This window comes from Catonella sp. (assembly GCF_052169795.1).
Classification (GTDB): Bacteria; Bacillota; Clostridia; order Lachnospirales; family Lachnospiraceae; genus Catonella.
Map to the genome: position 1 here is coordinate 36,734 of NZ_JBQNBU010000011.1, position 11,068 is coordinate 47,801.

Sequence of the window (11,068 nt, forward strand, 5' to 3'; positions counted from 1 at the left end):
ATAATCCACAGGAGGCAGTAATGGATAAGATAACAAGGCTTTTATTATTGTACTCAAAGCTAACTAAAGGCGAAAAAATTAGCAAAACTATCTTCTGTCTTGAAAATGACTGTTCTCCAAGAACTTTTGACAGAGATATAGAAGATGTAAGGTTACATCTGAGCGAAATATTTAGTGCTAATGAATTAAAATATGACCGAAGTTCCAATAATTATTTTATTGAAGGAGCTGGAAATAAACAGCTTGAGGCCACAGAATATTTGCTGATAGAACAGATATTAAAAGATTCAGAAGTGCTTAGAAAAGATGAATATGATGTTTTGATGGAGCATCTGTTAGATAATACAGAGAAATCAAAAAGTCTTGAAAGTGAAAGAAAATCAATCTCAGAGAGATACAAAACACCACTACATGGCAAAGCCTTATTGAAAATGCATGGTGATTTGATAAGTGTTATAAGGACTAAAAAATGTATAAGGATAAAATATTTTAAGAATAATGGAGAGGAAGTAAAGAGAAAGGTCATACCTTGTGAAATAAAGTACTATTTGGGATATCTTTATTTGATTGCTTACAGAGCGGAAGAAGCAGATACTTATCCGGCATATTATAGATTAGACAGGATTGACTCATTCGAGATATTAAGTGAGCAAAACATAAAAGAGCAAAAGAGAGTGAAAGATTATATGGATAAGTATTCAGATGGAATTGTTTCAATGTATGGAGGGGACTATATTACAGTTAAAATACAGTGCAGAAATGATTTTATTTCATATGTATTTGATATGTTTAGAGATGTAAAGATAATAACTCAGAATGGAGAGGAGGCTGCGCTTGAAATCAAAGCATTTGAGGGAGGATTTATAAAATGGCTTATGAGCCAGTCTGCTGATAATATAAGAGTAATTTCTCCTGTGAGTACGATTGAGAAAATTAAAGAAGAAGCAAAAAAGATTATGATTAAATACGGAGGTATGAACTGATGGCAAAGAAAATAAGATTTCCGTTGGAGATGGAAAACGGAGTTGAAGTTCGAAGCACGGAAGAGCTTAGAGAGAACTTTTCTATATCAAGAGTGCTGAATTATCTAAAAGACGGTAAACTGGAAGTTTGGCTGAGGGACAGATTTGAAACAGATATTGTAGACAAAATAGGACAATTAGACTTGCAAGCTGAAGATTTGGCTAAAAAACTATGTGAAATATTTGATATAACCTATAATGAAGAAGCTGAAGATGAACTTAAGAAGGCAGAAGAAAGGACTGAACGGATTTTACTGTTAAAGAAGTATACTGATGATAAGCAATTTGAAGAGGTTATAGATAGCATAGCCTTTAATCAGGACGAATTATATGATTTTTTAGATGAAGATGCAGATACTATATACCTGTGCGGAGAGAAATTTTCTATTCCACTGGCAAAAGAAGGAGTAAGCTACATAGGAATAAATCAGCCGATGGTTGTAATTGATTCAAAGGTGGAAGTTAACTGGGTGAAGAAAAACATTTCGGTAGATAATGTAGTGTTTGACCAGAAGTATCAGGAAGTGGTGGATAACACTAATAAGGAAAGAGAAAAAGCAAGTAAGAAATCCATTATTGGTGATTACTCAGATAAAAGTTATATAAATTTTTTGCTTTCACCAGAAGATAAAGAGCAAGCAAAGGAACTGTATCAAATGGCAAAGAAGGAAATTAATGAGATAGAGTTTGATATAGATGCTGATATAAAGAGCCTGCAAAATATAGCTACGGAAAATGGAATAATAGGCTTGGCTGAGAAGTTTATTGAACAGTTGTAGAGATTATTAAAGATAGAAAGAGGGATAAAATTATGAACGAAATAAAATTATTAAAATTTGAAACAATGGTTGAGGATGTTGATAAAAAAATTAAAAGTGGTCAGTCTCATGAAAGTATGAATATTGCCTTAAAACTAATATTTGATTATGACAAGTGTAATGAATATGCTAGAAAAATTATTGAAAAGTCAAGTTTATTTTTTGAATATAGAAAGGGAATTGATGCTCGTTATTGGCTTAATGTATATAGTGCCGGTGAATATATGAGTAAATTTCATGATTATGACGATGACTTTAAAATTGATGCTTCCAAAGCATTTATATACGATTGTAGAAATTGTAATAAATGTGAAAAGTATAAATTTATTTTTTGGTCACTTATGATTCTTACAGTGGACAATTTTAATGCAGATGAATATCTATCTACAATTTGTGATTTTGTGGCAATGCTAGAAATAACTACAGAAGAGTTTAAAGATATTGTTTCTATTATAAAATGGATTTATAGTGAAGAAGGATATTTTAAATTAACTGAATATCCTTATGATATTTCAGAAAATGTTAAATATGCTTTTAATATACATTAGAATAACAGCTATATAAAAAGAGGTAGATTATGGAAAACAAAACTCTTAAATCAAAATTAGCACGATACATAGATGCAGGATTTCCTATCATTTACATAAATACCTTTGAAGAAGACAAGGTAGACAATATCATATCTGAAATAAGTTCAGGCAAGGAAGTGTATGAATGGAACGAAACAAATGGCTACATAGATTTTGAAAATAAAGCAGCAATGCTGGAGGATTGCACGCTTTCCTCTATGCTTGACCAGTTAAAAACAAAGGATTTGCTTGAAGAAAAAATAATAGTGCTTAAAGATATTACTTCCTATCTTGAAGAGCCTAAAATAGTGTCAAAGATAAAAGGACTTGCAAGGATGATAAATCAAGGTGTTGATGCTACAGTTATTATAGTATCATCTATTCTGGTAATCCCAAAAGATTTAGAAAAGTATATTACTATCCTTGAAATGGAATACTTAAATACTGATGAAATCAAGCAGATAATAAGGAATTTCATTCAGGAAAATTTAAGCATACAGGAAAAAGATGAAAAGCTGATTGATGAATTTGCCCTTGCTTTCAAAGGACTTACTGAATTTGAAATAACAAATCTCCTTGCATTGTCTTATGCTGATGATGGTGCACTTACAAGGAAGGATTTGAGGCTGATTTTTGACCAGAAACAGCAGATGATTAAAAAAGCCGGAATCTTAGAGATGATACCGCTTAAGGAAACCATTGATGATATCGGAGGTCTTGAAAATCTCAAGGAGTGGTTTGAAAGAAAAGCTAAAGTTTATAAAAATATAAACAAAGCTAAGAAATACGGTGTAGATATGCCAAAAGGTGTACTCATAGCTGGAGTACCGGGATGTGGAAAGTCCTTAAATGCAAAAGCAGCAGCTAATTTATTTGAAGTACCTTTGTTAAGACTTGATATGGGTAGGTTAATGGGGAAATATGTAGGAGAATCTGAAAGCAATCTTAGGAAAGCAATAGCACTGGCAGAAGCAATTTCTCCTTGTGTTCTCTGGATTGACGAGCTTGAAAAAGCCTTTGCAGGGATTGGCGGTGCTGGTGGAGGAGCAGAAGTTACCACAAGGTTATTTGGTAATTTTCTTACCTGGATGCAGGAAAAAGAAAGCCTTACCTTTGTAGTTGCCACAGCTAATGATATAACCAAACTTCCTCCTGAACTGCTTAGAAAAGGCCGATTTGATGAGATATTCTATGTCGGTTTACCTAGCAGGGCTGAACGCGAAAAGATATTTAAGATTCATATTACTAAAAGAAGGGCTATGGACTTAAATAATATAGATATTAGTAAATTAGTTGATAAGACTGAAGGTTTTAGCGGAGCTGATATTGAAGGCGTTGTTAAAGATGCTATAGAAACAGCATTTTCCGATGATAAGGTATCTATACAGACTGCTGACATTATAGAAGCTATCCAGAATACACACTCATTATCAGAAATCATGAAAGATGCCCTTGAAAAGATGAAGAAAGAGTATGAAACACGCAAGTTCAAGAACTCATCCAGGAGGTAAGATTTATGCCGAACGAAATAGTGGATAAGAAAGATAAGGAATACTTGACAGAATCCGAAGCAAGAGCTGTCAAGGATATGTTCAAAAAATATCTTAAGCTTTATAAAGAAAAAGATGATAAGACAAGTGATGAAGAATGGCTTGCAGAACTCTTTAAGAAAGAACTGCCTGAAATAACCAATGAAGAGGCTAAAAAGGATTCTAAAGACATAGCCAGGTCTATAAAAACATTTGATAAAAACCTGTCTTCTTGCAATGAAGCTGCTACAAAGGGCATTTCAAAAGAAACTTGGCTCTCTGATAAATTGCAGGAAGCTTCAGTCGGAATGTCTGTAAATGATTTTGGCAGGGAATTACAGAAAATTGATGATATTTTATATGCTAAAAATGTTGAATTAGCAGCTGCGCTTTCCAGAAATGTAGATGGGCATATAATGATGAGTCCGAATTTAGACGGAAATATCGCTGAAAATATGATTGCCAAAACCGCAGGACTGAATGCTTCTTTGCAGGGTAAGAATATAGCTGTAGAAGTGCTTGAGTCACATACAGCCAATTCAGTAGATGTGCGTGCAATAAATTATGATACAGGGCATTACCAGAACTATCAGTTAAAATTTGGAAAGGATGCAAAGGCTACAATAGAGTTGCTTGAAAGAGGCAACTATAATAACCAGAGAGTTATTGTGCCTTCTGAGCAGTTAGATGAAGTAAAGGCATATTTTAAAGATAAAGGTTCTTCAAAATCTATAACTGACCACATTGAAGCCTGGGGAGTAAAGGGAAAGTCATTTACCAAAGAAGAAATGAAAAACCTTCAGGAAAAAGCTCAAAATGATGGTATAATGCCTGAAATGGACTACAGCCATTACCAGACAAAAGAACTTACAATGCATATAAGCAAAAATGCAGGAGCAATGGCTTTGCAGTCAATGGCAATTACAACTGGATTAAATTGGGCTGCGAAAGTATTTAACGGAGAAAAGGTTGATGCTGATGAACTCGTTGAAGTGGCAATAAAAACAGGTGCTGATACATCTATAAAAACTGTTACTGCCGGTACACTTCAAATTGCTATAAGAAAAGGAATAATTTCATTCATTCCTAAAGCAACACCAGCAGGTGTTATTGCTAATATTGCCTGTGTAGGAATTGAAAATGTTAAAATATTAGCAAAAATAGCATCAGGTGATATGTCCGTTACAAAGGGGCTTGACCAAATGGGTAGAGTGACTACCTCTATGGTAGGAGGTCTGATTGGAATGGCAAAAGGAGCTGCATTTGGAGCATCATTAACAGGCTGGATACCAGTTGTGGGAGTTCCACTTGGAATTGCAACCGGGTTTATAGGAGGAATGGTAGGATATTTTGGTGGTTCAAAACTTGGAGAAACCGTATATAATACTGGAAAAAGAGTTGCAAGTGCTGCAAGAACAGTAGCTAAGGCAGCCTGGAATGGGATTAAGTCGGCTGGAAGAGCTGTGAGCAGTGGGGTTAAGGCAGTTGCAAGAGGGGTTGCAAAGATATTTGGATTTTAGCTATTAAAAATCTTGAATGGTTATGCTTATCATAAACAAAGGGGAGAATTGTAAACATGTTTAATAATCTTGATAATAATATAAATGGGATGAAACTACCTATTGTGGTGAAAGATAAAGAAAACTATATTAGCGTATTAGAAAATATGTTTAATCAGCTTAAAGAAAGTATGAATAAACCAGCATTTAAATATGAAGCAGGGTTACGCAAAGAAGTTGAGCATGATTGTAATTTAATAATTAATGCGCTGAAAAAGTTTACCCCAAATAATATAGATGAGTTTGATGAGGTGGTTGAGATTATATTAAAGAGATATCTTAATAGCAAGTTAGCTGTTTCAGAATTAGACAAATGTTATGCATTTAAGGGTGTAGCTGCGTATGATAATCTACATTCTAAATGTGTAGGAGAAAATTTTTATAACGATATGTTACAAGAAGAAATAAGCTTTTTTAGGGCAAGGTTAGTGGGTAAAACTGAAAAATTATGTGATATAAAAGAAATTATTTCTTTACCATTTAGTAAATGTGAATTAGTAGGTAATTCACGATTTAGTTCTAAAAATAAAATTTGCCTTTACTTAGGGGTAACCTCTTATGTATGTGCAGAAGAATGTGGCTATAATAATAATGTAATAAAAAATGAGAAAGATATATATATGTCAGCATTAAAATTTAATTCAGAGGGCAAAAAATTAAAAATATTAAATTTAGTTATTTCAGAGGATCTAATTAATGGTATATATGATAAAAATTTAGATAATTCAGATAGGAAAACTCTGCAAAATGATTTAATTAAAATATTTCCTCTAATATTAGCGACTTCATTTGTTATAGAAGATAAAGATAGTAATATAGAAAAATATGAATATTTATTAAGCCAAAGTATTGTCAGAACCATGAAAAAAGTTGGGATTGATGGAGTTGCCTATTTATCAATGCGTATTAATGGATGTTCTAGACATTCTCATGGAGTAAATTTGGCAATTCCGATGCTTGATGACGGGAAATCAGGAGAATATAGTTATTTATACAAATATATTAGTTGTACAAAACCAGTAAAAATGGATGAATGTATTCAAACATATGAATATAATAAAAAAAGTTATGTAAATAAGTTTTATCCTGAATATTTATTAGATATTGTTAAGGACGAGTGTGCTAAAATATTGTATGAAGATAAACATGTATTTTACGGAAATACATTATTTTCAAAATTTGATGATTATTTATGGAATCAGCAGTTTTATGATACTAAATATTTGGTAGAGTAAAGATGTGTTTGCTGAATACACAGAATTAATTGATTTTTAATAGAGTAGGGTATAGTTAAGTCTACGCCCTTTTTTTGTGTAGAATTAAGCTGAAGACAAAAGTTAACAAAGTGAGTGAACTATAAGTAGAATATTTATTTTATGTCCTAAAGTTTTATGGGGGTATATGGTTTTCATCATATAACCCTCTGGCTCTAAAAATTCTCAAAAAATAAATTAATGCTGAAAAAATAGCGATATATACACAAAAACCACCTAAAACTACCCTACCACCCTTTTCCCCTACCGTAGAACCGTAAGGGTGGTAGAACAGCCCGTTCAGGTAAGGTTGCTACTATCGCCCTGTAATATTAGCTGATTGGCTATAAATATAGTAAAATGAAGCCCTCCGGGGGATAACCCTGGAGGGCTTTTTGTGAGTGTGCCTTGCGATGTACGTTTCTAAAGGGTTAAAGTCCAAAATCTGTCTGGCAGTGGTTGAGATGAGATAGAGAATTGAAAGTTTAAAACTATGAATCATAGTTAACTTTATTTATATTATTTTCACACAATTAGATTGAGAATTGACAAAAATTATGATAAAATTTTAAAAGGGAAGGAGGCAATTTTATGGAGAAAAATAAATTTCTTATTACGAAAGTCTTTACTGTTCCGTATTTTGACAGTTTAGTTGAGAAAAGAAATGTGCCTGATTCTTTCCTAAAGTGTATATCAAGATATGTAAAAGAAGATGATGAACTTACATTTGGTAAGGCGATTAGTCAGATATACCAGTATATGAACAGTGAGTATAGAAATGAATACTATTATAAGAACACTATTTTTAACCAGTTATTAATACAAAAGCATGATTTATAAGTATAATATACAGGCGAAATATTAGGTGAAATAACGGTGTTGTATTTTCAAATAATATTACTTCTTAATAGGTGTGAAATAGTGAGGAAATAAATAATGGATAAAAAGGAAAGAATATTAGAAGCCTGGATTATGGTTGAACATTTATCTGAGGGTGATTTAAAACTTAGCGATAAGTATTTGAAAAAAATTGAAATTTTAGAGGATTGTAACTATTATTCATTGCTTAATCTGGAAATACAACGCAAGAAATTACAAAAATATCAAAAAGGTGGAATTGTTTTGTATTTCAATATTTTTCCATTTTCAGAAGTTATTAAATTACTTAGAGAAAAATACAAGCTTCCAGAGATATATGAAGAGGTATCGGTAGGAGATAAATTTTCATTTGCATTATATTTTGATAAAGAACTAAAGCTTGAAGAAGAAATGACTTTTTTCACTGCTAGCTATTATATTTTACAAAATGGCAATATTCCTAAAGAAAAAGAATTTTTGGATTTTGAAAATAGAAACAAAGAATATATAAACAGTATTTTTGCGTGCACTGATGACGAAGAATATAGTGAATTTTTTAACGAAGCTTTTGTAAAGCTTTTAAACAAATACTCGATACGGATTGAAAAAAGTATAATGAAAGTATTAAACAACTTAGAAACAGATGCTACTAATTTACATTCTTTTTTCATAGAGGATTTAGAAAAAGCAAAGAGTATTAAAACAAGAAATTTAGATTTGTATCTTTTAGGTGAAAATAAGAAAAGAATAAATCTTAATAGTAAAGTAAATACTCCGAATTTCAATCCAACTGCTTTTAAAGAAGTTTTACAGCCTAAGAATTATCCAGTTTCACGTTTTCCAAGTAATCCCCAATATTCACTTTCTTTGATGCAACAAGTTGCTGTAAATTTGGCAATAGATAATAATAATGAACAAATTCTAAGCGTAAACGGACCACCAGGAACAGGTAAGACTACATTACTGAAAGATATATTTGCAGAACTGGTTGTTGAACAGGCATATGAGATGACTAAATTAACAAATAAGGAAGTAAGTAAAAGTGATAAGTTGAAATATTACGAAAATGCTTATATTGGTGTGCTGCCAAACTCAATAGTAGACAAGGGAATTATTTTCACTAGAGGGTGGCAAGAAAGATAATATAGATGGGATTATTACAACATTAAAACATATAATTAAATATTTAAATGATGAGTATGAACCCAATAACGATGTTTATGTTCGTTTTTTGGAAAGATATCAAAAACAATGTAAGTATAAATCTGAAAGACAGAATATTGCAGAGAACTATGCAAGACTTTTGAAACTACAAAAACAAATAGAAGATAAATGTATAAAACACGAGGAAAAGAAGAAAAAACTTGAAAAAGAATTAAAAATTTTTATTGAAAAGAATACTGTTGACAATATTAAGATAAAACAAGAATTATCCAAGATGGAAGAACTGATGAATATCTGTATTAATGATATTGAAAAAGATACAAAAGAGAAGGATAATATCAATCAAGCTATCCAAGCATTACAACTACAAAAACCATCTTGGTTTAGATTAAAAGCAAAAAAAGAATATAAAGAGCGAATGTGCTGTTTTTCTGAGAAACTATTAGAAATATTGGCAAAGGAAAAAGATCTAAACATAAAATGTGCTAATTTACAGGAAGACAAGAAATGTATTACAGAAATGCTTAAAGAAAATGAAGAAAAGGTGTTGTGTAAGAAAAAAGAGAATGAAGAGATTATTAAATTAAGCGTAAATGAGCTTCAAGAACTTTCATATAAGATTAATGAACTTTCTTTGGAATTGGAGAGTAATCCGATACAGGAACTTAACATGCATACAGAATATGATTCACTCCAACTTAGTAATCCATGGTTTGATGAAGAATACAGGATATTGCAGTCACAACTTTTTATTGATGCTTTAAATGTTAGAAAGCAATTTTTATATGAAAATCGAAGAAGTATAAAAGCAGCATGTATTATATGGAGTAAGCAGAAGGAGTATGCAGAGAATAAACAAGTAATAACCCAAGCATGGAATTGGATAAATATGGTGATACCGGTAATTGGCTCAACTTTTGCAAGTTTTTCAAGAATGTGCACTAATCTTGGAAAAGATTCTTTGGGTTATTTATTTGTGGATGAGGCAGGGCAAGCACTTCCTCAAGCGGCTGTTGGATCAATTTTTAGAAGTAAACAGGTAATGGTTGTAGGTGATCCTGCCCAGATTAAACCAGTGCTTTCGTTGGACTCATCAATACTAAGTATGATAGGAATGTATTATGGGGTGTCAAACAAATATTTATCTGATTCTGCATCAGTTCAAACACTTGTAGATGATATCAGCAAATTCGGATTCTATAAGAATGCAGATGAATGGATTGGAATACCTCTTTGGGTACATAGAAGATGTAAAAATCCAATGTTCGATATCTCTAATGCCATCTCGTATGGTGGAAATATGGTTCAGAGTACTGATATCCCCGGAAAAGCTTACTGGTATGATGTTGATGGCAGCGCATCTGATAAATATGTTAAAGAACAGGGAAATTTTCTTAAAGAGAAAATATTGGAGTTAATAAAGTGTAATCCTAATATCATAAATAAATCTGAAAAGGATATTATTTATGTAATTTCTCCGTTTAGAAATGTGGCATTTTGTTTATCGCAAGAATTGAACAAGATTGGGTTTACAAGATATAGTAATGATGGAAAACCTACTAATGTTGGAACAGTTCATACTTTTCAAGGTAAAGAGGCAGATATAGTTTTTTTGGTATTGGGATGTGATGAAAAAAGTCGAGGTGCAGCAAGCTGGGCATTTGGTTCGAATGCTCCAAATATTATGAATGTGGCTGCCACGAGGGCAAAAGAAGAATTCTATATTATAGGAGCTCGTAAGCTGTATAAGAGTATAAATAGTGAGGTGATTAACCAAACATATAGTATTCTTAAAAAGTTTAATGGCATATAAATGAAAGTGACTAGAAATGGTTGAAAGGTCAGGTAGGACTGTTAACACATAGATACTGTCCGCTTAAAGCTACTGAAGATTGCTGCAAAGGTAATTCATTCAGCGAGATATATAACATTCAAACTGTATAGCAGCTGTTCTTATGAAGATGAGTTCTATGATACGCTTTATAAATATAAATAAGCTGTGTGTGCAGTTAGAATAGCAGTTATTAACGAACATTGACAGTTTGATAACCTTCAAAAATCTGATATAGGGGATACTATACCCTTTTTTCAGTAAAAATGATTGGTTTTAGCTACAAGGATCATTTTTTTAAAATTCATGGTGTGGATTTTCATTATAAAAATTGTTACATGAATAATTTGAACTAAATAATTTTTTTGACTATTTTCTAAATTACTAAATTGTGATAGAATAAGAGTTGTTTAATAAAGGATAATTGTTTATTATCAAAGAAAGTGGGTTACTTATGTTTAATGA

Annotated in this window: 9 protein-coding genes and 1 pseudogene; all 10 read left to right on the top strand. The window is 31.8% G+C overall.

All coding sequences use genetic code 11. From position 1 onward, the window contains the following. Window positions 1–20 precede the first annotated feature (20 nt). Complete coding sequence (locus ACTTKP_RS03020; protein ID WP_442552428.1) at window positions 21–983, top strand: helix-turn-helix transcriptional regulator; 963 nt, start codon at window positions 21–23, stop codon at window positions 981–983. Next, complete coding sequence (locus ACTTKP_RS03025) at window positions 983–1,801, top strand: hypothetical protein (protein ID WP_442552429.1); 819 nt, start codon at window positions 983–985, stop codon at window positions 1,799–1,801. The genes ACTTKP_RS03020 and ACTTKP_RS03025 overlap by 1 nt, the downstream gene beginning before the upstream one ends. 32 nt (window positions 1,802–1,833) lie before the next feature. Next, window positions 1,834–2,388 (top strand): hypothetical protein, encoded by a 555-nt coding sequence (locus ACTTKP_RS03030; RefSeq protein WP_442552430.1) that lies wholly within the window; start codon window positions 1,834–1,836, stop codon window positions 2,386–2,388. Window positions 2,389–2,417: 29 nt separating this feature from the next. Beyond that, window positions 2,418–3,920 carry an AAA family ATPase gene (locus ACTTKP_RS03035; protein ID WP_442552431.1) on the top strand — a complete coding sequence of 501 codons (1,503 nt, stop codon included), beginning with the start codon at window positions 2,418–2,420 and terminating at the stop codon, window positions 3,918–3,920. A gap of 5 nt (window positions 3,921–3,925) precedes the next feature. Beyond that, a complete protein-coding gene (locus ACTTKP_RS03040; RefSeq protein ID WP_442552432.1) occupies window positions 3,926–5,458 on the top strand; it encodes a hypothetical protein in 1,533 nt (510 codons plus the stop codon). A gap of 56 nt (window positions 5,459–5,514) precedes the next feature. Further along, complete coding sequence (locus tag ACTTKP_RS03045; protein ID WP_442552433.1) at window positions 5,515–6,732, top strand: hypothetical protein; 1,218 nt, start codon at window positions 5,515–5,517, stop codon at window positions 6,730–6,732. A 609-nt stretch (window positions 6,733–7,341) separates the two neighbouring features. Beyond that, window positions 7,342–7,590 (top strand): hypothetical protein, encoded by a 249-nt coding sequence (locus ACTTKP_RS03050; RefSeq protein WP_442552434.1) that lies wholly within the window; start codon window positions 7,342–7,344, stop codon window positions 7,588–7,590. 96 nt (window positions 7,591–7,686) lie between these two features. Next, window positions 7,687–8,751 (top strand): NB-ARC domain-containing protein, encoded by a 1,065-nt coding sequence (locus ACTTKP_RS03055; RefSeq protein WP_442552435.1) that lies wholly within the window; start codon window positions 7,687–7,689, stop codon window positions 8,749–8,751. An 88-nt stretch (window positions 8,752–8,839) separates the two neighbouring features. Next, window positions 8,840–10,585 carry an AAA domain-containing protein gene (locus ACTTKP_RS03060; protein ID WP_442552436.1) on the top strand — a complete coding sequence of 582 codons (1,746 nt, stop codon included), beginning with the start codon at window positions 8,840–8,842 and terminating at the stop codon, window positions 10,583–10,585. A 48-nt stretch (window positions 10,586–10,633) separates the two neighbouring features. Further along, a pseudogene (locus tag ACTTKP_RS03065) lies at window positions 10,634–10,790 on the top strand (transposase); the annotation flags it as partial. Window positions 10,791–11,068 lie beyond the last annotated feature (278 nt).

Bases quoted from the DNA above. Each gene is read 5' to 3' on its own strand.
- ACTTKP_RS03045 (WP_442552433.1), top strand. From the start codon at position 5,515: ATGTTTAATAATCTTGATAATAATATAAATGGGATGAAACTACCTATT.
- ACTTKP_RS03050 (WP_442552434.1), top strand. From the start codon at position 7,342: ATGGAGAAAAATAAATTTCTTATTACGAAAGTCTTTACTGTTCCGTAT.
- ACTTKP_RS03025 (WP_442552429.1), top strand. From the start codon at position 983: ATGGCAAAGAAAATAAGATTTCCGTTGGAGATGGAAAACGGAGTTGAA.
- ACTTKP_RS03035 (WP_442552431.1), top strand. From the start codon at position 2,418: ATGGAAAACAAAACTCTTAAATCAAAATTAGCACGATACATAGATGCA.
- ACTTKP_RS03055 (WP_442552435.1), top strand. From the start codon at position 7,687: ATGGATAAAAAGGAAAGAATATTAGAAGCCTGGATTATGGTTGAACAT.
- ACTTKP_RS03040 (WP_442552432.1), top strand. From the start codon at position 3,926: ATGCCGAACGAAATAGTGGATAAGAAAGATAAGGAATACTTGACAGAA.
- ACTTKP_RS03030 (WP_442552430.1), top strand. From the start codon at position 1,834: ATGAACGAAATAAAATTATTAAAATTTGAAACAATGGTTGAGGATGTT.
- ACTTKP_RS03020 (WP_442552428.1), top strand. From the start codon at position 21: ATGGATAAGATAACAAGGCTTTTATTATTGTACTCAAAGCTAACTAAA.